Genomic DNA, 19,917 nt, shown 5'->3' on the forward strand with positions numbered 1-19,917 from the left:
GGACCCGCAGAATAGCGTTCTTAAACCTAATATAACCATCTGCCGGCCGGTTTCCACGTCTATTTGTGTGACGCGACAAACAGCCGGCTATCCGTGTGCTGGCAATACGAGGATTCTGCTCTGGCTCCTTCACGGCCATGATGGAATAGGGTAGCGCGGCGGCCATGACCCGCGTTCAAGCCAATCTCCTTCTTCTCCTCGCCGGTGCCATCTGGGGCATGGGCTTCGTTGCGCAGGCAACGGCGATGGACACGATCGGCCCGCTGCTCTTCGTGGGTCTGCGTTTCCTTGTAGCCACGCTTTGCGTTTTGCCTTTCGTCCTGCGCGAAAGTTCGAAAGCCGCCTTGCCGCTGAAGCGTACGCAGTGGCTTGCCTTTGTTTGGGTCGGCTTGATGCTGTTTGGCGCCATTACCGCGCAGCAGTTCGGGCTGCTCACCACCAGCGTGACGAACTCCGGCTTTCTGACCGGGCTCTACGTCGTGCTGACACCCATCCTCGGCGTGGTTCTGTTTCGCCAATTCCCGCATGTGGTGGTGTGGCCGGCAGCGCTTTGCGCTTTGACTGGCATATTCCTCCTGTCGGGTGGAACCTTGACCGGGCTTTCCACCGGCGACTGGCTGACGATCATCGGCGCCGCCTTCTGCTCGCTTCAGGTGATCTTCATTGCCCGCAGCGCTGCGCAAACCGGCCGCCCGATCACGTTGGCTGCAACGCAGTTTGCCGTGTGCGGAATCATCGGCACATCAGCTGCCCTTGTCTTCGAACCCATCTCAGTTCAAGCAATCAACGGCGCGGCCAAGGAGATCCTGTATGCCGGTATCTTCTCCGGCGGCCTTGCGTTCACCCTTCAGGTCGTCGGTCAGCGCTATACGACGGCGTCCCAGGCCGCCATTTTCCTGTCGTCCGAAGCCGTCTTCGCAGCCTTGTTCGGCGCGATCTTCCTGCATGAGCGCTTGCCCTCCGCAGCCCTTGGAGGATGCGCCTTGATCCTCGCTTCGATGCTGGTTGTGGAGATCGTGCCGGCAGTGTGGAGGCGAAAGGCTGCGCGCCTGACACCGTGAAGGCGGTGCGGCATGCCCGTTGCCGCAGCTTCACGATGCACCATCTAGGTGCAATGACATCATCTCTGCGGAACAACCTTCGCACTGCCATCCTGTTCGGCGTGGTTATGGCTGCCATGCCAAGCTTCGGTTTTGCTCAGACGCAGGATGAGCAGCCCGAGCTGCCGCGTACCATGCAGGCGCCGCAAGCCAATCCGGAAGAAGAACCGCCTTCGCAAACCGAACCGGCCGAGCAGCCGTCCTCCCCAAAGACCGAACAAGACCAGGAACTTCCCGCAAGCCCGCCCAAGCCGCAGGCCAATCCGGAAGAACCGGCAGCCGCGTCAGAAGACAAGGATGTGCCCGGCGAACCGCGCTCCAGCGACGAACCGGAACAACCACAAGCGCTGCCCGCTGCGCCACCAGAGCCGGAGACCCGGCCGGAAGATGCGCCGAAAACCGAAAAGCCGGACGATACCGCAAAGAAGGAAGAAGACGCCCCGGCCCAGAAGCGCGCCAACGGTCCACGACCGGAACAAGGCCCGCCTTTGCCGAAATCCCTCGTCGGCGCCGAACCTGAAAGTGAACGCGCCTGCCGCGCAGAACTGAAGACTCTCGGCGTCGTGTTCGAAGATCGCGGACCTGAGAGCGACGAAAATGGCTGCTCCATGCCCTACCCCGTTTCCGTCTCCAACTTCGGTGGCGGAATCAAGGTCGAGCCTGCTGTGGTGGCGAACTGTGCCGTGTCGCTGACCATGGCCAAGTTCCTGCAAACAAAGGTCAGGGAAGCCGCGAAGAAGCACCTTAAGACAGACGTCACGGCGATGGCGAACGGATCGGGCTATGTTTGCCGGCCGCGGCATGGAACGCAGAAACTATCCGAACATGCACTCGGCAACGCCATCGACATCATGAGCTTTACCTTCGCCGACGGCCGCTCGGTCGTGGTGGAGAAAACCACCGACAAGGCCGAAGCCGACTTCCTTGCCGAAGTTCGCGCCGCAGCCTGCGGCCCGTTCACCACCGTTCTGGGACCGGGATCGGACGCCGATCACGCCAACCATTTCCACCTTGATCTGGCCGATCGAAAACCCGGCGTGACCTTCTGCCAATAAGCAACATTGATTCAAACTTTCAACATAGTGAATCAATGGTTGCGATCCAACTGCTAAGTGTTTGATCTGAATACGATTGCCTCATTTCGGACACAGCCCTGAAGATCGATCCTGAGGCTTCCTTTACCCTTCGCTCATAGTCTCGGAACCCTCTTGCCAAGGGAAATCCGATGCCTGCCCGCCCCCTGAACCGCTCGCGCGCCTCGGCCGTCATGCGCCATGCAACACTGCTCACGGCAGCCTTTGCTCTGCTCGGGCTTTCCGCCTGCGGCAATCGCAGCGACACGAGCAGCGCCAGCACCAAAGCGACCGGCTTGCAGCGCCTCGTTCCGTCGAACCCGATGATGGTCGGTTATCCCCGCCTGAGCTTGCCGATGTCGAGCGCCGGCGCAGCTGGCATGCCGTCCGATGAAGTCGCGTGCCGGCGTGCCTTGAAGCGCATAGGCGCGACCTATCAGGATCTTGCCCCGATCAATGATGGCGGCTCCTGCCGCATCGATTACCCGATCAAGCTGATGGGCTTTTCCGGCAATATCGCCATGAAGCCAGCCGCAACGCTGTCGTGCGACATGGCTCTGGCCTTCGCCACCTGGACCAAGAAGGAGCTCGCACCCAGCGCCCGCTCGCGCTACTGGTCGGGCGTCAAGACGATCCACCAGGGATCGAGCTATTCCTGCCGCCGTATCGCGGGCACCACGGTTGCATCCGAACATTCCAAGGGCAACGCGCTCGATGTGATGCGTATCGAGCTGAAGAACGGCCGTGACATCAAGGTGCAGAAGCAGGGCCTGTTCGCCTTCCGTGCTCGCGGCCTCCTCAATACGGTGCGTGCTGATGGCTGCTCCTACTTCACCACCGTCCTCGGACCCGGCTACAATGCCGATCATGCCGACCATTTCCACTTCGACATCAAGAAGCGCAGGAACGGCTATCGCGCTTGCCGCTAATGGCCTGTGGAAGATTGGAAACCATCGGACTGCGAAACAGTTCTTGCAGGATTCCCACTTCGCATCGCAGCAGGTGTGGTGGTAAGGAACCTGCATGGTCTACATTGAAGTTCTGATTGTTCTCGTTCTTATCGTTGTCAACGGTTTGCTCGCCATGTCGGAGCTTGCCGTCGTTTCTTCCAGACCTGCACGACTGAAGTCCATGGCGGAACGCGGCTCCAGCGGAGCGGCGCGTGCCCTGAAGCTGGCTTCGGATCCCGGCCGCTTTCTGTCCAGCGTTCAGATTGGCATCACCCTCGTCGGCGTTCTGTCGGGCGCGTTTTCGGGCGCGACCCTTGGCCAGCGCCTGACGTCCGTTCTGGTTGAATCCGGTATGCCGAACGGCATTGCCGACGCTGTCGGCGTCGGCGTCGTGGTTGCAATCATCACCTATGGTTCGCTCATCATCGGCGAACTGGTCCCCAAGCAGATCGCCTTGCGCAACCCGGAAGCCGTTGCAGCGCGAGTCGCGCCGGGAATGACCATATTGGCGCTGATCGGCGCACCGATCGTCTGGTTCCTCGACATTTCCGGCAAGGCCGTTCTGCGTCTCCTTGGCCAAAAGGAAGAAGCGGAAGAAAAGGTCACGGACGAAGAGATCAAGACGATCATCGCCGAAGCCGAAGGTGCCGGCGTCATCGAAACCGACGAGCGCGCGATGATCGCAGGCGTGATGCGCCTGGCTGATCGTACGGTCCGCGGCATCATGACCCCGCGCACCGATGTCGACTGGATCAACATCCAGTCTGACCAGCAGACGATCCGCGACGCTCTGGTGGAAACCTCGCATTCGCGCCTACCAGCCGGCGACAACAGCGTCGATGACATGATCGGCGTCATCCAGACACGCGAGTTGCTGGCCGCGATCCTCACGGGCAAGTCGCTCGACATCAAGAGCTTCGTGCGTCAGGCGCCGATCGTGCATGACAATGCCGATGCGCTGGATGTCATCACCGTTCTGCGTGAAGCCGATGTGCCGATGGCCCTCGTTCATGACGAATACGGCCACTTCGAAGGTATCGTCACCCCCGCCGACATTCTCGAAGCCATTACCGGCATGTTCAAGTCCGACGCCGATGAAGGCCCTAGCCTTCTGCAGCGCGAAGACGGCTCCTGGCTGATCGCGGGCTATATGCCGGCTGACGAAATGGCCGACAGGCTGGGCATTCTGCTGCCGGAAAACCGTGATTATGAAACCGTCGCCGGCTTCATCCTGGCGCAGCTCTCCCATTTGCCTGCAACCGGCGAGACCTTGGAAGCCATGGGCTGGCGCTTCGAGGTGGTCGATCTCGACGGGCGCCGTATCGACAAGATCATCGCGTCGAAGCCGTTGGAAACCCACAGGGCAACAGTGGCCTGACTAAACGAAAAGGCTGCCTCGGCAGCCTTTTTTAGTTGGCGCTTACGCTTCTGCAGGTACCGGCGTTGGCTTGCCGTCCTTGTCGAGCGCAACCATGATCATTTCGGCATGCGTTACGCGCTCGCGCAGATCCGAAAGATAACGCTTCGCCCACGCCTCGACATGCAAGGTGATGGATGTGCGGCCGATCTTCACGATATCGGTCATGATCTCCAGCGTGTCGCCGATCTTCATCGGCTTGGCGAAAGACATTTCCCGCACCGCAGCCGTCACAACCCGGCCCTTCGCCCGTTCGGCAGCGCGGATGCCGCAGGCCAGATCCATCTGCGCCATGACCCAGCCGCCGAAGATGTCGCCAGCGGCATTGGCATCGGCCGGCATGGCGAGGGTGCGCAGTGTAAGTTGTCCGCGGGGCTGGTCCGACATGGCGATCTCCTGAGCTCTTGTTCAGAGCTATCCAGTCTTAAAGACAGAGGCAACGCATCCCCGTTTTCCCGTCGCATTTTTCACAAGCGATGCCGGAGCATTGCGTAACCGGCGGCTCGAATGCTGGCTAGGCTGACCTATCCGCAAAGGCCAGCCCGTCATGCAAACCTACGATTTCATCATTGTCGGTGCCGGCTCTGCTGGCTGCGTTGTCGCCGAAAAGCTGTCGGCCAGCGGCCGCTTTTCCGTACTGGTGCTGGAAGCGGGCGGCACGGACAAGCGCTTCTATGTCCAGATGCCGCTGGGCTACGGCAAGACCTTCTACGATCCAGCGGTCAACTGGAACTACCGCACCGAACCTGATCCAGGATTGGCCGGCAATGTGGATCATTGGCCGCGCGGCAAGCTGTTGGGCGGGTCGAGTTCGATCAATGCGATGGTCTGGATTCGCGGCGCGCGGGAGGATTATGACGACTGGGCGGCCGCCGGCAATCAAGGCTGGAGCTATGATGATCTTTTGCCGGCCTTCAAGGCGATCGAAGACAATCAGGCAGGCGCGGACGAATGGCGCGGGCAAGGTGGCCCGGTACATGTCACCGACAACATTCGCTTCGTACACCCCCTTACCCGCCGCTTCCTCCAAGCTGGCCAAGAGCTTGGCTTGCCTCACAATTCCGACTTCAACGGCATCAGCCAAGACGGCGTCGGCATCTACCAGCTGACCACCTACAAAGGCCGGCGCATGTCGGCGGCAAGGGCTTTTCTGTGGCCCGCACTGAAGCGGCGCAATGTCAGGCTGGAAACCGGAGCGCATGCCACGCGCGTTCTGTTCGAGGGTAGCCAAGCGGTCGGCATCGAGTACCGGCAGAACGGGCAGATGAAGACGGCGCGAGCGGGGCGTGAGGTGATCCTGTCCGGCGGCTCGATCAACACGCCGCAGCTGCTGCAGCTTTCGGGACTCGGACCAGCTAAGCTGCTTCAGAGCCTGAGCATTCCGGTTCTGCTCGACAACCCGAATGTGGGCGCCAACCTGCAGGATCATCTGGGGATCAACTACACATGGCGTGCCAAACAGAAGACGCTGAACCAGATCCTTAGGCCTTGGTGGGGCAAGGCTTTGGTGGGGAGCCAATACCTGTTCTTGCGACGCGGACCCTTGTCGATGAGCATGAACCAAGGCGGCGGTTTCTTCCGCACCGACCCTACCCATGCCAGGCCGAATATGCAGCTGTATTTCCAGGCTTTTTCGACCGTTCTGCCGAAGCCCGGCGAGCGGCCGATCCTGTCGCCTGATCCCTGGCCGGGTTTCTCTATCGGCCTGTCGAATTGTCGCCCTTCCAGCCGAGGCGAAATCATGATCCGATCAGCAGATCCCCTTGAACAACCACGCATTTCTCCCAACGCCTATTCCACGGATAATGACGTGGCGGAGATGCTGGAAGCGGTCAAGTTTCTGAGGAAGCTGGCGGCGACGTCGGCCTTTGCGGATGTGATTGCCGAGGAGGTTCTGCCAGGACCGTCGGTTCAGGATGATGACGCCTTGATCGACGACTTCCGACGCCGGTCCGGCACCGTATATCACCCGGTTTCGACCTGCCGTATGGGAGCAAACCGCGCTATTGCAGTCGTGGATTCCCGTTTGGCTGTCCATGATCTCGGCAATTTGCGCATCATAGACGCCTCGATCTTTCCTTCCAACATCACCGGCAACACGAATGCGGCTGCCATCCTGACGGGCTGGAAGGGTGCCGAGATGGTGCTTGAGGATCATTGCTAGGAGACGCTCATGAAGATCACCGATGTGAAGACCTGGGTGGTCGGCAATCCGCCGCCAGGTATCGGCGGCCGCTATTTTATCTTCGTTCGGCTGACCACCGATTGCGGGGTGCATGGTTATGGCGAGGCCTATTCGGCGAGCTTCGATCCGCATCTCACGGCAAAGATGATCGAGGATCTGGCAGACAGAATTTTTGTCGGACACGATCCCCACGACATCGAAGTGTTCTTCCGCCGCTCATACTCGGTCGGCTTCTCGCAACGGCCGGACCCGACCGTGATGGCCTGTTTTTCGGCGCTGGAGATTGCGTGCTGGGACATTATCGCCAAGGAGGCCGGCAAGCCGATCTACAAGTTGCTCGGCGGAAGAGTTCATGAGACGCTGCGATCCTACACTTATCTTTATCCGCAAACAGGCTCGGTCCATACCGAAGGCGGGTCGAGCTCCGGTCGCAATGTCTACAACGATCCAGATCTCGCCGCCGAATGCGCGCTTGACTATGTCGCGCAAGGCTTCGACGCGGTGAAACTGGATCCGGCAGGTCCTTATACCGTGCATGACGGGCATCAGCCGCGCTTGATCGACATCGATCTTTCGGCGCGCATGATGAAGGCGATCCGCGAAGCGGTTGGCAACAAGGCTGATATTCTGTTCGGCACGCATGGCCAGTTCACGGCATCCGGCGCACTGCGCATGGCGCGGGTAATCGAACCATATGATCCGCTATGGTTCGAGGAGCCCTGCCCGCCTGATATGCCGGAGGTGATGCGAGAGATCGCACGCGGCACGTCGATCCCGATTGCTGCGGGTGAGCGTCTGACGACGCGCTTCGAGTTCGCACGAGTGATCGAGCAACGAGCGGCCAGCATTCTGCAGCCCAATCTCGGGCGCTCAGGCGGCATTCTTGAAACCAAGAAGATCTCGGCAATGGCGGAAGCCTGGCACATCCAGATCGCACCGCATTGTTATTGCGGACCGATCGTCGGCGCGGCGAACATCCAGCTGGCGGTGACACTGCCAAACTTCCTCATCCTGGAATCGCTGAAGCAGTGGGACGGCTTTCATGCCAGCCTGCTCAAGCGCAAGATCGACTGGCAAGAGGGCCACGTCATTCCCTCCAGCGAACCGGGGCTCGGCGTTGAACTGGATGAAGCGGTTTGCGAGGCAAATCCTTGGACGGGCACGGGGCTGCACCTCGAGATGAAGCAGGAGCCTCTGTCGCGCTAGACTTGCCGTGCAGAGCCGAGACGCTGAAGAGCGACGTTCAAACCAGCTCCTGCGTAGCGATCAAGCTGCGGGAGCCGGGCGATCCACTTGCTCGACCGCAACCAGCAGATCCCTGACCGTTTCCTGCAACAGGCGTTTGCCGCCGGGATGCCAGCCAAGTGCCTTCAAACGCTCGGTCGCCATCGGATTGAAAGCCGTCGTGTCCGCCGCAGGTGGCAGGGGATGGGCGAGGCCGGTGGCTTCCTGCACGATGGCGAGAATGTCGCTGTTGTCCACCATCAGGTCAGACACGTTGAAGACTTTGCCTGAAACGTCGTCGATCGGCGCTTCAAGCAGAAGCTCCACGGCACGCGAAACATCACGGCCATGCACTTCGGTGCCGGCGCGCGGCTCGATCGGCGTTCCCGCGAGCCATGAGCGGATCATCGGCGTCCACTTGTCTTCACGACCAGCGGTAGCCGGACCGTAAACGCCTGTGACGCGCAGCGACGTGGTGCAAAAACGCGCATCGGCTAGCGCCTGCAAACGACGCTCTCCGGCGAGCTTCACCTCGCCATACAGTGTATCGGCATGCGGACGGGTGTCTTCGTCGAGGATCTTGCCCGGCGGCTGTGTGCCGTAAACCGCGCGTGTCGACAGGAAGATCGCGCGCGCAACGCCCGCCGACTTCGCAGCCTTGAACAGCGCTTCCGATCCATTGATGTTTCTGTTCTTGAAGCCTTCGGGATCAAGCCCCTCCCCGCCACGGAAACGGCCGGGCAGATGATCGAAGGCTGCATGAATGAAATTGCTTGCGCCATTGAAGGCCGGCGACCAGTCGACTTCGTCACCGAGGCTCGCGGTCATGAAGGCGACCGGCCCGACGAAATCGCCGCGATTGGGCGCATGCCGACCGATCACGCGCACATGATGGCCCGCCTCGATCAAACCATTGACGATAAAGCGGCCAACAAAGCCGGTGCCGCCGGAAACAACCGAGATCGGGAATGTCATTGCGCAGTCGTGTTCGAACTCGGATTTGGAAGCGTGTCGATGTCGGGAATGGCTGCGCCCGTGCGGAACGCCTGCCAGAGGTCGATGAGAGGTCTCAGCCGGTCCGCCTTGGGATGGTCGATCTCCCAGGGCTTCTCGTACTGAAAGTGCAACACGGAAATGGACTTCCAGTTCCACAGATCCGGCATGTTGAACCAGACATATTGCAACATGTTGTCGAATACCGGCAGTCCGTGCCAGTTCGGGAAGTAGGTTTCCAGAAACGTCTGATCCGTGCGACGCCAAAAGGCATCGGGCTCATCCAGACGTGAAAGCATGGCATCAAATGTCATGCTGGATGGTTTGGCGACAAACACGCCAGAATTCAGGCGGTGGAAGTCTCCGAGCCCTTCATAGACATTTGGTGCTGCAGAAAATTCCGGATAAGCGAACAAACGGTCGATCGACCGCAGCACAAGCGTGTCGGCATCAAGAAAAACCACCGTCTCATACTGCGTAAGCTGCCACAGCCGAAGCTTGGCGAAATTGTCGAGCGGCGTGTGAAAGCCGGGCTTGCGCCCTTTGGTGAAGGGCGCGTTGCCATGCAACCTTGCGCGCGCATGACGCTCGTTGAACGCGTCGGAGGTCGGCAGCAGCTCAGCCGAAATCAGCTTCGCGCCTTCGCGCTCGAGAGTTTCCAGATCATGGCTCGCAACGCCGCCAGTATGAAGCACGACGAGATCGGCTGATGTGCCTGTGCGCTTCAGGGAGCGCAGCAGGACAGTGGCACCGAGGGCATAATCCGCGTTGGTGACGAGGGTGACGAAGGCTTTGGGCATCAAAGTGAGATCAGGCGGCCGCCGTCAGCAGATCATGCGACAACTGCTTCTTGGCATCGAGCAATTCGATACCGACGATATGACCTTCCTTGTCGAAATCGAAAACGACGCCTGGCTTGACCTCTTCGCTTTCCATGACCTTGGAACCGGACAGCCGGATATAGGCCGCATTCGCATCAGCGTCGTAGCTCACCTTCATGCTCATTGCGGTCGCCTCGCCTTCCGATCGAAGAATGCGGTGAGTATACGGACCTCTCCAGCGCTTTCCAAGCAAACAACCCGCAAGATACGATCTCCGAACGCTCGGATCGCTTTGTACCTGCGCTCCACACCAGAGCCAGCCGGATCAGCAACAGTCCAGTCAGGATGTTCAATGGTTTCCGCCACCCATGAGCGATCGATTTCCCGCTCGCTTAGGGCTTCGGCGGCATGTCTGGTGTAAACCAGTGGCTTCACAGCCACCGGTTGTTCTCAGCTCACGCTCTTCAGCCGCTTGCCTTCCGGATCATGCTCCAGGGTTGGCGCGATGTCCTTGGTCCAGGCCGACACGGCCGGGATGCGGCTGCGGTCGACGCGGTAGGCGTATTTCTTGGCGACATCCATGACTTCGGACAGTAGACCTTCTTCCAGCGTGATCGGGTTGAGGCCGAGCGCGCGGAACTGGTCGTTCTTGACCACCAGATCGTTTTCGGCCGCTTCCTTGCGCGGGTTAGGCAGGTAGGCGACCATACCGCCGGCGATGCGGGCAACCATCTCGGCCAGATCGCGCACGCGGTGCGTTTCGGTCATCTGGTTGAAGATCTTGACCTTGTCGCCCTTCGCCGGCGGGTTGTTCAGAGCCAGTTCAATACAGCGCACGGAATCCTGAATGTGGATGAAGGCGCGGGTCTGGCCGCCGACGCCATGAACGGTGATCGGATAACCGATCGCTGCCTGGATCAGGAAGCGGTTCAAAACCGTGCCGTAGTCGCCGTCATAATCGAAGCGGTTGACGAGCTGGTCGTGGCGGCGCGTCTGGTCGGTGTTGGTACCCCAAACGATGCCCTGATGCAGATCGGTGATCCGCACGCTGTCATTCTTGGCGTAGAACTGGAACAGGAGCTGATCCAGCGTCTTGGTCATATGATAGATCGAGCCGGGATTGGTGGGGTACAGGATATCCTGCTTCACCGTTTCGCCCGTCATCGTCTCGATGCCGACCGGCAGATAACCTTCCGGAATAGCCGCGCCGATCGTGGAATAGCCGTACACGCCCATCGTGCCGAGATGCACGAGATGCGCATCGAGGCCGATCTCCACCATCGCGTTCAGCAGATTATGCGTGGCGTTGACGTTGTTGTTGACCGTGTAGTTCTTGTGCCGGTCCGACTTCATCGAATAAGGCGCGGCACGCTGTTCGGCGAAATGCACGATGGCGTCCGGCCGTTCGGCGGCCAGCCAGCTCTTCAGCACTTCATAATCGCGCGCGAGATCGATGAGATGGAAATGGATGCGACGGCCGGTTTCCTGATGCCAGATGCGCGTGCGCTCCTGGATCGAATCCATCGGGGTCAGCGACTGGACGCCGAGTTCGGTGTCGATCCAGCGACGGGACAGATTATCGACGATGTGGACGTCGTGCCCCTGATCGGAAAGGTGCAGCGAAGTAGGCCAGCCGACGAAACCATCACCACCCAGAACGGCAATCTTCATCGATTCGATCCTTGTCTCTCATCAAAACCGGCGTTCCCTTAGCCGGTTTTTGTGACAGGAACACGCCTGAAGCACCACTTTTACGAATCAACTCTGGGATACCCAGCGCTTTTCAGCAGCTTGGCGCGTTAGGCGGCGCCTTCATTGCGGACCATGACGCAACCAACGGCCGGAAGCTCTTTTCCTCTGCAGAGACTCCTCCCATATTACCGGCATGGCCAATTCCCCTTCCCGCAAAGCGCCTTCGGGTCCGAAGAAGCGCGGCAATCCGCTGACCGATTATCTTGATGCCTCCGAGCCGCTGCATCGCGGCCGGGCGCCAACAGACACGATCGATGCCGATGAAGGGCCGGTGGATGCCGCCGATGATGCGTCGCGCGACGGCTTCGGCGAAGCGCCGCAGATGGAACTGACCGGCGCGCCGTTGTCGGGCTCGATCGCTGACTGGGCGGAGCAGATCGAAAAGGAAGCGGAAGCCGCGGCGGCCAAGAAGCCGAAAGCGGTGAAGAAGGTGCCGGAACGGTCCGCCAGCGCCACCAAGTCATCGCGCGGAACGTCCATGGGCGGCGCGGCCACGCCGAAGGAGCGCGCGGCGGCGGGCCTTAACCCGGTTGCCGGCATGGATGTCAGCCTCGAAGACGCCGACAAGCTGAGCAGCTCGGGCGTGACCGCCACGGTTGCGGCCCTGTCGGCGCTGATCGAGAGTGGCAATCCGCTGCACAAGAACGGCGTTCTCTGGACCCCGCACCGCCCGACGCGACCGGAAAAGTCCGAAGGCGGCATCACCCTCAAGATGCAGACCGAGTTCAAGCCGTCGGGCGATCAGCCAACGGCCATCAAGGACCTGGTGGAAGGCGTGTCGAACCACGACCGCACGCAGGTACTGCTCGGCGTCACTGGTTCGGGCAAGACCTTCACCATGGCCAAGGTGATCGAGGAAACGCAGCGTCCGGCGCTGATCCTGGCGCCAAACAAGACGCTGGCGGCACAGCTCTACGGCGAGTTCAAGAAGTTTTTCCCCGAAAACGCGGTCGAGTATTTCGTTTCCTATTACGACTACTACCAGCCGGAAGCCTATGTGCCGCGCACCGACACCTTTATCGAAAAGGAGTCGTCAATCAACGAACAGATCGACCGCATGCGCCACTCCGCGACGCGCTCGCTGCTCGAACGCGACGATGTGGTGATCGTCGCGTCGGTGTCGTGCATCTACGGTATCGGCTCGGTCGAAACCTATACGGCGATGACGTTCCAGATGACGATCGGCGATCGCCTGGACCAGCGCCAGCTGCTCGCCGATCTCGTGGCGCAGCAATACAAACGGCAGGACATCAACTTCGTACGCGGCTCGTTCCGGGTGCGCGGCGACACGATCGAAATCTTCCCCGCCCACCTGGAAGACCAGGCCTGGCGCATCTCCCTTTTCGGCGACGAGATCGAGCAGATCACCGAATTCGATCCGCTCACCGGCAAAAAGACCGGCGACCTGAAGTCGGTGAAGATCTACGCCAACTCGCACTACGTGACGCCGCGCCCGACGCTGAACCAGGCTATTAAGTCGATCAAGGAAGAACTGCAGGGCCGTCTTGTCGAGCTGGAGCGTGCCGGGCGTTTGCTCGAGGCACAGCGGCTGGAACAGCGCACACGCTTCGACCTCGAAATGCTCGAAGCAACCGGCTCCTGCGCCGGCATTGAGAACTATTCGCGCTACCTTACCGGCCGCCGCCCCGGCGATCCGCCGCCGACGCTGTTCGAATATATTCCCGACAATGCGCTCGTCTTTATCGACGAAAGCCATGTCACCGTGCCGCAGATCGGCGGCATGTATCGCGGCGACTTTCGACGCAAGGCGACGCTGGCGGAATACGGCTTCCGCCTGCCTTCCTGCATGGACAACCGTCCGCTGCGCTTCGAGGAATGGGACGCGATGCGGCCGCTTTCGGTGGCCGTTTCCGCGACGCCCGGCGGCTGGGAAATGGACGAGTCCGGCGGCGTTTTCGCCGAGCAGGTCATCCGCCCCACCGGCCTGATTGACCCGCCGGTGGAAGTGCGTCCGGCAAAAGCGCAGGTCGACGATGTCTTGGGCGAAATCCGCGAAACCACGGCGGCAGGCTATCGTACGCTGTGTACCGTTCTCACCAAGCGCATGGCGGAAGACCTCACCGAATATCTGCACGAGCAAGGCGTGCGCGTGCGCTATATGCACTCCGACATCGACACGCTGGAGCGCATCGAGATCCTCAGGGATCTGCGTCTTGGCGCATTCGACGTGCTGGTGGGCATCAACCTGCTGCGCGAAGGTCTCGATATTCCCGAATGCGGCTTTGTGGCGATCCTGGATGCCGACAAGGAAGGCTTCCTGCGCTCCGAGACGTCACTGATCCAGACGATCGGCCGCGCGGCGCGTAACGTCGACGGCAAAGTCATTCTGTATGCCGACCAGATCACCGGCTCGATGCAGCGTGCGATGGAGGAAACCAGCCGCCGTCGCGAAAAGCAGCTGGCCTATAATGCCGAGCACGGCATCACGCCAGAAAGCGTGCGCTCCAACATTTCGGACATTCTCGATTCCGTTTACGAGCGCGACCATGTGCGCGCCGAGATCCCCGGCGCCAAGGAAAAGGGCGGCGCCAACAATCTCGTCGGCAACAATCTCAAGGCGCATCTCGATTATCTCGAAAAGGAAATGCGCAACGCCGCCGCCGATCTCGACTTTGAAAAGGCAGCGCGCATCCGCGACGAGGTCAAAAGGCTGCGCGAAGCCGAACTCGCCATTTCGGATGATCCGCTGGCGCGGCAGGTCGAGTATGAAAGCCCCGCGTCCGGCCGCGAGAAGGGCAAGCACAACAAGGGCCGCGCGCTGCATCGCACCGTGGACGAGGAAACGGGCAAGCCGCTGTTCGCCAAGCCCGACCTCGACAATATGGGTCCGGGCACGGACACGGCGACGCCGGCCGGTGCCGTGTCGCGCTCACTGTTCCGCAAGAACTCGCTCGACGAAATGACGGTCCGCCGCACGGAAAAGCCGGTTGAAGGCGCCAAGCCTGAGAAGCCCGCACCGAATGCTGCCGACGATGTGCGCCCGCTGATCCACGGTCGTGTCGGCGTCGGTTCCTATGAAGACCCTGCGGATGTCGCCAAGCAGAAGCGGCGCAAGTCCAAGACCGGGCGTCCGGGCCGGTGAGGATGCGCCTGCCGCTCGCGGTCGCTCTCGCTATCTTCGGAGCCGCCTTTCCCGCTTTGTCGCAGGTCAAGGCGACGGAGCAGGTGAAGACCTATGCTGTGTCCGGATCGACCGGTCCGGAACTCTACGAGTCCATCGGCCAGAATGGCCCGCGCATCGGTGGGATGGCGGTGACGGGCACGATCGCCCATACCAACTTTGACCTGAAATGGCGGCGCAACTATCAGCGCGAAGGCAATGGCTGCCGGCTCGTATCGGCCATTCCGTTTCTGACCATTACCTATACCGTGCCGAAAGCCAAAGGCGCGCTGCCGTCAGGCACAGCGCAACTCTGGAAGACCTTCAGCGCCGGAATTCTCGCGCATGAAAAGGTGCATGGCGACCAGATCAAGGCGATGGCGAACCGGATCTACAAGGAAACGGTCGGCTTCTTTCAGCCTAATGATCCGGAATGCCAGGCGATCCGGGAATCGATCCAGCCCCTGCTCGGCGCAGCCTCAAACGACCAGCGCCGCCAAGCCAGCGAATTTGATCGGGTGGAGATGAGCGATGGCGGCAATGTCCATCAGCTGATCCTCAACCTGGTAAACGGCGGACGGTGAGAACCGCTTATTCCTCTGGTTCGGTGGTGAACAACAAGGGATAGCCGGCGTTGCGGCCAGCATCGGTGGCGCGTGTCGCCTTCGTTTCGGCGACGTCCTTGGTAAACACCGCGACCACGCAAACACCCTTGCGATGCGCCGTCATCATGATCTGGTTGGCCGTATCGGCATTGACGCGAAACTCGGCCTTCAGCACGGCGGTCACGAACTCGCGCGGGGTGAAGTCGTCATTCACCAGAATGACCTTGTGCAGCTTGGGCCGCTCGGTTTTTGGCCGCACCTTGGTGACGGGCGATGTATCGATCTCGCTCATGGCCGATCAGCCTTTTCGATCTGGAACGAAAACACGGCAGCGCCGGCAAACAAGTGCCACAACAAACGGCCGCTCTTTCCTTGGTGATTGACAGGGCGCGCAAAAACGCGTCGTGCCTTTATTATAGGGGCTCTCAGTCTTTGCGCCAACAGCGGCGGGGCAAGCTCGTCTTGTTGCTGACTAGGGCAAGCCGAGCTCGGCACGCGATGGCGGCCAAGAGCCTTGCGGATCAAGCAACTACAAAGCGTGGCTCATCCAGTTCATCTGACATCCTGTCAAGAAACCCGGTATGATTTCAATCAAAGGTCGAACCCTTCCAAGTACTTATAGGCGGGCCCGCCTTTAGACTTTAGGTTGTACCTCTTGCCGGGCTTTTTCTTCCATGCGATAAATGCTGACGCTTAGGCATCTGCGGCTGGGGGTCCGGGAAGACCATCGTTCGCCGGCGATGACTATTTGGAAACTCGCAGGAATGCGGGAGGAAGACCGGCCGGAGGCAACACGGGCGGTTCGGTTAAAGCTTGGGACAAGGAGTTATCCCTCTATGGCGCAGACTGGTACTGTGAAGTTCTTCAACGCAACGAAGGGCTTCGGCTTCATTACACCCGACGATGGCGCCAAGGATGTGTTCGTGCACATTTCAGCCGTTGAACGTTCAGGCATGCACTCTCTGACCGACGGACAGAAGATCAGCTTCGAAGTCGAACCTGATCGCATGGGCAAGGGTCCGAAGGCGGTTAACCTGCGCCCTGCATGATGATCGGCTGAAGCCGTAATCGCGTGCAAAAAGGCGCGCGTTCCAAACCATCGGGTGCGGGGGACCTTCCCCGCGCTTGTTCGATCGTCGCTGACGATCACGCCGGGCGGAAGCTTTTTCTTGCCGAGGCGGCTGAAATCAGCCAACACTAAGGCGCGGTGCCGCCTTGAGCCTTGTGACGGATATTCCTGCTCGCGCCGGCGCTGACCGGGCGCATGCGTTCCGGCTGATCCACGGAACGAGGGAAGAACAGATGGCACAAAGCGGAACTGTTAAATTCTTCAACGCAGAAAAGGGCTTCGGCTTCATCACGCCGGATGACGGCGGCAAGGATGTCTTCGTCCACATTTCGGCCGTGCAATCGTCTGGCCTGCCGGATCTGCAGGATGGCCAGAAGGTTCATTTCGACACCGAGCCGGACAAGCGCGGCAAAGGCCCCAAGGCCGTCAATCTGACGATCGGCTGAACCATCTTCGCGGCGACTGCTGCGCTTGTTTTCGAGGAACCGGCCCATTCAGCGCGCGTTCAGGTGACGCGCGCTAGGGTGTGAACCAAGCTGGTGAGTTCCTCCAAGACCGGCGCAGGAGATATGAGATGAAGCGCTTCCTCAAGTCCTTTGTTTTGTCCGCGGCGGTCGCCGCAACCACCCTTTCCACCATCCCGCTCGCCCAGGCGCATGACAATTGGCGCTATCGCGATGGCTATCGTCATCACCGCCATGACGGTCGTGACGCAGCCGTTGCAGGCATTGCCGGTCTGGCAGTGGGTGCACTGGCCGGTGCCGCCCTGGCGCAGCCGCGCCAGCGCATCATCGTCGATGACGGCTATTACGCTCCGCCGCCACCGCGCCGCGTTTACGTTCAGCCGCGCTATGAGCAGCCTCGTTACGTGCAGTCGCGTCCACAGGTCGTTTACAGCGGCGGCTACAACATCGAGCCGTGGTCGCGTGACTGGTACCGTTACTGCTCGGACCGTTATCGCAGCTTCAACCCGTCGACCGGCACCTTTGTCGGCTATGACGGCGTGACCCGGTTCTGCGAAGCCAACTGATTTCACGAGACATCCAACAAGAAACGCCGCGGTTCCAGCCGCGGCGTTTTTCGTTTTCGAACCTGTTGCGTGTCAGCCAGCATCCGTCAGAAACTGATTGGTGCGGCGCTCTTCACCAAAGCGCCCGCCCGGACCATGGCCGCAGATGAAGCCGATCTCATCGCCCAACGGCAGCAGCTTGGTCTTGATCGACGCAATCAGCGCAGCGTGATCGCCGCCGGGCAGATCGGTGCGCCCGATCGAGCCATTGAACAGCACATCGCCAACATGCGCGAAAGCTGCGGCGCGATTAAAGAACACGACGTGCCCCGGCGCATGGCCCGGGCAATGCAGGACCTCGAACACGTGCTCGCCGAACCCCACCGTTTCGCCTTCGGTGAGGAAGCGATCCGGCGTGCAGTTGCGCACGCTGTCCGCAACCCCGAAGCGCTGCGCCTGCATTTCGATGTTCTGGAGCAAAGGCAGATCTGCTTCATGCGGGCCAATCAGCGGCACGCCGAGCAGCTCTTTCAGTTCCATCGCGCCGCCGGCATGGTCGATATGGCCGTGCGTGAGCCAAAGCGCCTCGACTTCGATGCCGTACTGCTCGAGCGCTTCCCTGATGCGCGGTACGTCCCCACCGGGATCGACCACGACGCCCTTTTTCGTTTCGGCATCGAACAGGATGGTGCAGTTCTGCTGAAATGCCGTGACCGGCACGATCGCCGCGTTGAGTTGGCCCATGCGTGATCTCCCTAGATGTTTGCACCCGGGCATAAGCTGCTTGCCGCGCGCAAACAAGTTTGCCTTCCACCACTCGCGTGAACCGCCCCCTTGCATCCCGCAAACGCAGAATGTAACACCATTACGTTATGTTACACCGTAACGAACTAATTGCCCTCAACTGCGAGAGTTTCATGAACCACCCCCTCGTCCGGCGCGCCGCCGCCCTCGCTCTATCATCAACGCTTCTGTTCACCGGCGCAGTCTTTGCAGCCGACAGCGGCTCTGCCTCCTCGAATGACCATGGCCACGAGCACGCCCAAGGCCACCACCATCATCCGCAAACCGAGGAAGAAAAGAAGATTTCCTCCGGCTATTTCGAGGATGATCAGGTCAAGGAGCGCCCATTATCCAATTGGGAAGGCCACTGGCAGTCGGTTTATCCCTATATGACCGACGGCACGCTCGACCCGGTGATGGAGAAGAAGGCCAAGACCGGCGACAAGACGGCTGCGGAATACAAGGCCTATTACGAAACCGGCTACAAAACCGATGTCGACTGGATCAGCATCGAAGGCAACGACGTCACCTTCTACAAGCAGCGCCAGCCGTCCAAGGCGACCTATGAGAGCGATGGGTTCGAGATCCTGACCTATGAAAAGGGCAATCGCGGCGTGCGCTACATCTTCAAGAAGACATCAGGTGACGATGCCGCGCCCGATTACTTCCAGTTCAGCGATCATACGATCGCTCCACGCAAGGCCGGTCACTTCCATCTTTATTTCGGAGATGATCGTGCCGCGCTTCTGGAGGAGGTCACGAACTGGCCGACCTATTATCCCTTCGCGATGAACAAGGATCAGATCGTCGAGGAAATGCTGGCGCACTAGGCAGCGCTGAGCCTTGAAACCAATGCGGCCTCCGACATCTGCCGGAGGCCGCATTGGTAATGATGATAATGCAGAGTGCCGCTTACTCGGCGGCGATCTGCTTCGGCGTCACTTCAGCCGTGTAATCGTTCATCAGCTGCTTGCTGATTTCGCCCGGCGTGAAGCGGAATTCGCCGATCTCGGAAACCGGGGTCACTTCCGCAGCCGTGCCGGTAAGGAAGCATTCGCTGAAGGTCGACAGCTCTTCCGGCTGAATGGCACGTTCGTTGACGGTCAGGCCGCGACGCTTGGCGAGCTCGATCACGGTCTGGCGCGTGATGCCGTTCAGGAAGCAATCCGCCAAGGGCGTATGCAGCTGGCCGTCCTTGACGAAGAACACGTTGGCACCGGTGGCTTCGGCAACCTGGCCGCGCCAGTCGAGCATCAGCGCATCGGCATAGCCCTTGGCTTCCGCGGCATGCTTCGACAGCGTGCAGATCATGTAAAGGCCGGCAGCCTTGGCACGCGACGGAGCGGTGCGCGGATCCGGACGGCGATATTCTGCCATGTCCAGACGGATGCCCTTCAGCTTCTGCTCGGGGTCGAAGTAAGACGGCCACTGCCAGATGGCGATGGCGCAGTTGATGCGGTTCTTCTGCGCCGAAACGCCCATCATCTCCGAGCCGCGCCAAGCGACTGGGCGCACATAAGCGTCGCTGAAGCCCTGCTTGCGCAAAAGCTCGCGGCAGGCTTCGTTGATCACCTGTTCCGAATAAGGAATGGTGAAGCCGAGGATCTCGGCAGAATCGTGCAAGCGCTTGGTATGCTCTTCCAGCTTGAAGATCTCGCCGCCATAAGCGCGTTCACCTTCGAAAACCGAGCTTGCATAATGCAGGCCATGCGTCAGGACGTGAACCTTGGCATCCGCCCACTTCACGAACTCACCGTTCATCCAGATAAAGCCATCCAGTTGGTCGAATGGGACCGATGCCATGGTAATCTCCCT

The 19,917-nt window shown here is 60.3% G+C and carries 21 protein-coding genes; 12 read left to right on the forward strand and 9 right to left on the reverse strand.

Annotation, left to right across the window (positions count from 1 at the left end; all coding sequences use genetic code 11):
• The first annotated feature begins 164 nt into the window (after nt 1-164).
• From JYU29_RS10090 to JYU29_RS10105, 4 genes are all read left to right on the forward strand, one after another.
• Nucleotides 165-1,061 carry a DMT family transporter gene (locus tag JYU29_RS10090; RefSeq protein ID WP_213984672.1) on the forward strand — a complete coding sequence of 299 codons (897 nt, stop codon included), beginning with the start codon at nt 165-167 and terminating at the stop codon, nt 1,059-1,061.
• Nucleotides 1,062-1,114: 53 nt separating this feature from the next.
• Nucleotides 1,115-2,155, forward strand: coding sequence for an extensin-like domain-containing protein (locus tag JYU29_RS10095; RefSeq protein ID WP_213984673.1), 1,041 nt, complete (start codon nt 1,115-1,117; stop codon nt 2,153-2,155).
• A gap of 170 nt (nt 2,156-2,325) precedes the next feature.
• Nucleotides 2,326-3,102, forward strand: coding sequence for an extensin-like domain-containing protein (locus tag JYU29_RS10100; protein WP_213984674.1), 777 nt, complete (start codon nt 2,326-2,328; stop codon nt 3,100-3,102).
• 94 nt (nt 3,103-3,196) lie between these two features.
• Nucleotides 3,197-4,501, forward strand: coding sequence for a hemolysin family protein (locus JYU29_RS10105; RefSeq protein WP_213984675.1), 1,305 nt, complete (start codon nt 3,197-3,199; stop codon nt 4,499-4,501).
• A 42-nt stretch (nt 4,502-4,543) separates the two neighbouring features.
• Here the strand turns inward: JYU29_RS10105 and JYU29_RS10110 are convergent, their stop codons facing one another.
• A complete protein-coding gene (locus JYU29_RS10110) occupies nt 4,544-4,927 on the reverse strand; it encodes an acyl-CoA thioesterase (protein WP_213984676.1) in 384 nt (127 codons plus the stop codon).
• Nucleotides 4,928-5,087: 160 nt separating this feature from the next.
• Here JYU29_RS10110 and JYU29_RS10115 point away from each other — a divergent pair, with 160 nt between their 5' ends.
• Both JYU29_RS10115 and JYU29_RS10120 read left to right on the forward strand, forming a co-directional pair.
• Entirely contained in the window at nt 5,088-6,704 is a 1,617-nt protein-coding gene (locus tag JYU29_RS10115) for a GMC family oxidoreductase (protein WP_213984677.1), read from the forward strand.
• A 9-nt stretch (nt 6,705-6,713) separates the two neighbouring features.
• Nucleotides 6,714-7,931, forward strand: a complete 1,218-nt coding sequence (locus JYU29_RS10120) for a mandelate racemase/muconate lactonizing enzyme family protein (protein ID WP_213984678.1) — start codon at nt 6,714-6,716, stop codon at nt 7,929-7,931.
• Between the two features lie 60 nt (nt 7,932-7,991).
• Here the strand turns inward: JYU29_RS10120 and JYU29_RS10125 are convergent, their stop codons facing one another.
• From JYU29_RS10125 to JYU29_RS10145, 5 genes are read right to left on the reverse strand one after another with little or no spacing between them, the layout of a single operon-like run.
• Complete coding sequence (locus JYU29_RS10125) at nt 7,992-8,924, reverse strand: NAD-dependent epimerase/dehydratase family protein (RefSeq protein ID WP_213984679.1); 933 nt, start codon at nt 8,922-8,924, stop codon at nt 7,992-7,994.
• Nucleotides 8,921-9,742: a glycosyltransferase gene (locus tag JYU29_RS10130; protein ID WP_213984680.1), complete on the reverse strand. Its 822-nt coding sequence runs from the start codon at nt 9,740-9,742 to the stop codon at nt 8,921-8,923. The genes JYU29_RS10125 and JYU29_RS10130 overlap by 4 nt, the downstream gene beginning before the upstream one ends.
• Before the next feature lie 10 nt (nt 9,743-9,752).
• The gene (locus JYU29_RS10135) at nt 9,753-9,947 is read right to left on the reverse strand and encodes a DUF2283 domain-containing protein (RefSeq protein WP_347879878.1); all 195 of its coding nucleotides are present in this window, start codon (nt 9,945-9,947) and stop codon (nt 9,753-9,755) included.
• Nucleotides 9,944-10,204: a DUF4258 domain-containing protein gene (locus JYU29_RS18505; protein WP_213984681.1), complete on the reverse strand. Its 261-nt coding sequence runs from the start codon at nt 10,202-10,204 to the stop codon at nt 9,944-9,946. Before JYU29_RS18505 ends, JYU29_RS10135 begins: the two co-directional genes overlap by 4 nt.
• Nucleotides 10,205-10,213: 9 nt before the next feature.
• The gene (locus JYU29_RS10145; RefSeq protein ID WP_213984682.1) at nt 10,214-11,434 is read right to left on the reverse strand and encodes an NAD-dependent epimerase/dehydratase family protein; all 1,221 of its coding nucleotides are present in this window, start codon (nt 11,432-11,434) and stop codon (nt 10,214-10,216) included.
• A gap of 214 nt (nt 11,435-11,648) precedes the next feature.
• Between JYU29_RS10145 and uvrB the strand changes: the two genes are divergently transcribed.
• Both uvrB and JYU29_RS10155 read left to right on the forward strand, forming a co-directional pair.
• Nucleotides 11,649-14,618 carry an excinuclease ABC subunit UvrB gene (gene uvrB, locus JYU29_RS10150; protein WP_213984683.1) on the forward strand — a complete coding sequence of 990 codons (2,970 nt, stop codon included), beginning with the start codon at nt 11,649-11,651 and terminating at the stop codon, nt 14,616-14,618.
• A gap of 2 nt (nt 14,619-14,620) precedes the next feature.
• Nucleotides 14,621-15,220, forward strand: a complete 600-nt coding sequence (locus JYU29_RS10155) for a DUF922 domain-containing Zn-dependent protease (RefSeq protein ID WP_213984684.1) — start codon at nt 14,621-14,623, stop codon at nt 15,218-15,220.
• Nucleotides 15,221-15,227: 7 nt separating this feature from the next.
• Here JYU29_RS10155 and clpS read toward each other — a convergent pair whose 3' ends face one another.
• Nucleotides 15,228-15,533 carry an ATP-dependent Clp protease adapter ClpS gene (clpS, locus tag JYU29_RS10160; RefSeq protein ID WP_213984685.1) on the reverse strand — a complete coding sequence of 102 codons (306 nt, stop codon included), beginning with the start codon at nt 15,531-15,533 and terminating at the stop codon, nt 15,228-15,230.
• Nucleotides 15,534-16,077: 544 nt separating this feature from the next.
• Between clpS and JYU29_RS10165 the strand changes: the two genes are divergently transcribed.
• The 3 genes from JYU29_RS10165 to JYU29_RS10175 all read left to right on the forward strand — a co-directional run bounded on the left by JYU29_RS10165 (nt 16,078) and on the right by JYU29_RS10175 (nt 17,340).
• On the forward strand, nt 16,078-16,290 hold the full coding sequence (locus JYU29_RS10165) for a cold-shock protein (RefSeq protein WP_213984686.1): 213 nt from the start codon (nt 16,078-16,080) through the stop codon (nt 16,288-16,290).
• A 253-nt stretch (nt 16,291-16,543) separates the two neighbouring features.
• Complete coding sequence (locus tag JYU29_RS10170; protein WP_213985028.1) at nt 16,544-16,756, forward strand: cold-shock protein; 213 nt, start codon at nt 16,544-16,546, stop codon at nt 16,754-16,756.
• 128 nt (nt 16,757-16,884) lie between these two features.
• Nucleotides 16,885-17,340: a BA14K family protein gene (locus JYU29_RS10175; protein ID WP_213984687.1), complete on the forward strand. Its 456-nt coding sequence runs from the start codon at nt 16,885-16,887 to the stop codon at nt 17,338-17,340.
• Between the two features lie 72 nt (nt 17,341-17,412).
• On the opposite strand, the gene JYU29_RS10180 is transcribed toward JYU29_RS10175, so the two are convergent.
• A complete protein-coding gene (locus tag JYU29_RS10180) occupies nt 17,413-18,063 on the reverse strand; it encodes an MBL fold metallo-hydrolase (RefSeq protein ID WP_213984688.1) in 651 nt (216 codons plus the stop codon).
• A gap of 173 nt (nt 18,064-18,236) precedes the next feature.
• Between JYU29_RS10180 and JYU29_RS10185 the strand changes: the two genes are divergently transcribed.
• Nucleotides 18,237-18,932, forward strand: a complete 696-nt coding sequence (locus JYU29_RS10185) for a ZinT family metal-binding protein (protein ID WP_213984689.1) — start codon at nt 18,237-18,239, stop codon at nt 18,930-18,932.
• Nucleotides 18,933-19,014: 82 nt separating this feature from the next.
• Here the strand turns inward: JYU29_RS10185 and JYU29_RS10190 are convergent, their stop codons facing one another.
• Nucleotides 19,015-19,905, reverse strand: coding sequence for a branched-chain amino acid aminotransferase (locus tag JYU29_RS10190; protein WP_213984690.1), 891 nt, complete (start codon nt 19,903-19,905; stop codon nt 19,015-19,017).
• Nucleotides 19,906-19,917: the final 12 nt, after the last annotated feature.

The organism is Tianweitania aestuarii, assembly GCF_018457165.1.
Classification (GTDB): domain Bacteria; phylum Pseudomonadota; class Alphaproteobacteria; order Rhizobiales; family Rhizobiaceae; genus Tianweitania; species Tianweitania aestuarii.

What these genes read in the sequence shown, in the direction of transcription:
- JYU29_RS10105 (WP_213984675.1), top strand. Translation starts at nt 3,197, where the DNA reads ATGGTCTACATTGAAGTTCTGATTGTTCTCGTTCTTATCGTTGTCAAC.
- JYU29_RS10095 (WP_213984673.1), top strand. Translation starts at nt 1,115, where the DNA reads ATGACATCATCTCTGCGGAACAACCTTCGCACTGCCATCCTGTTCGGC.
- JYU29_RS10115 (WP_213984677.1), top strand. Translation starts at nt 5,088, where the DNA reads ATGCAAACCTACGATTTCATCATTGTCGGTGCCGGCTCTGCTGGCTGC.
- JYU29_RS10135 (WP_347879878.1), bottom strand. Translation starts at nt 9,947, where the DNA reads ATGAGCATGAAGGTGAGCTACGACGCTGATGCGAATGCGGCCTATATC.
- JYU29_RS10120 (WP_213984678.1), top strand. Translation starts at nt 6,714, where the DNA reads ATGAAGATCACCGATGTGAAGACCTGGGTGGTCGGCAATCCGCCGCCA.
- JYU29_RS10190 (WP_213984690.1), bottom strand. Translation starts at nt 19,905, where the DNA reads ATGGCATCGGTCCCATTCGACCAACTGGATGGCTTTATCTGGATGAAC.
- JYU29_RS10175 (WP_213984687.1), top strand. Translation starts at nt 16,885, where the DNA reads ATGAAGCGCTTCCTCAAGTCCTTTGTTTTGTCCGCGGCGGTCGCCGCA.
- JYU29_RS10130 (WP_213984680.1), bottom strand. Translation starts at nt 9,742, where the DNA reads ATGCCCAAAGCCTTCGTCACCCTCGTCACCAACGCGGATTATGCCCTC.
- JYU29_RS10090 (WP_213984672.1), top strand. Translation starts at nt 165, where the DNA reads ATGACCCGCGTTCAAGCCAATCTCCTTCTTCTCCTCGCCGGTGCCATC.
- JYU29_RS10180 (WP_213984688.1), bottom strand. Translation starts at nt 18,063, where the DNA reads ATGGGCCAACTCAACGCGGCGATCGTGCCGGTCACGGCATTTCAGCAG.
- clpS (WP_213984685.1), bottom strand. Translation starts at nt 15,533, where the DNA reads ATGAGCGAGATCGATACATCGCCCGTCACCAAGGTGCGGCCAAAAACC.
- JYU29_RS10145 (WP_213984682.1), bottom strand. Translation starts at nt 11,434, where the DNA reads ATGAAGATTGCCGTTCTGGGTGGTGATGGTTTCGTCGGCTGGCCTACT.
- JYU29_RS10155 (WP_213984684.1), top strand. Translation starts at nt 14,621, where the DNA reads ATGCGCCTGCCGCTCGCGGTCGCTCTCGCTATCTTCGGAGCCGCCTTT.
- JYU29_RS10100 (WP_213984674.1), top strand. Translation starts at nt 2,326, where the DNA reads ATGCCTGCCCGCCCCCTGAACCGCTCGCGCGCCTCGGCCGTCATGCGC.
- uvrB (WP_213984683.1), top strand. Translation starts at nt 11,649, where the DNA reads ATGGCCAATTCCCCTTCCCGCAAAGCGCCTTCGGGTCCGAAGAAGCGC.
- JYU29_RS10110 (WP_213984676.1), bottom strand. Translation starts at nt 4,927, where the DNA reads ATGTCGGACCAGCCCCGCGGACAACTTACACTGCGCACCCTCGCCATG.
- JYU29_RS10185 (WP_213984689.1), top strand. Translation starts at nt 18,237, where the DNA reads ATGAACCACCCCCTCGTCCGGCGCGCCGCCGCCCTCGCTCTATCATCA.
- JYU29_RS10165 (WP_213984686.1), top strand. Translation starts at nt 16,078, where the DNA reads ATGGCGCAGACTGGTACTGTGAAGTTCTTCAACGCAACGAAGGGCTTC.
- JYU29_RS10125 (WP_213984679.1), bottom strand. Translation starts at nt 8,924, where the DNA reads ATGACATTCCCGATCTCGGTTGTTTCCGGCGGCACCGGCTTTGTTGGC.
- JYU29_RS10170 (WP_213985028.1), top strand. Translation starts at nt 16,544, where the DNA reads ATGGCACAAAGCGGAACTGTTAAATTCTTCAACGCAGAAAAGGGCTTC.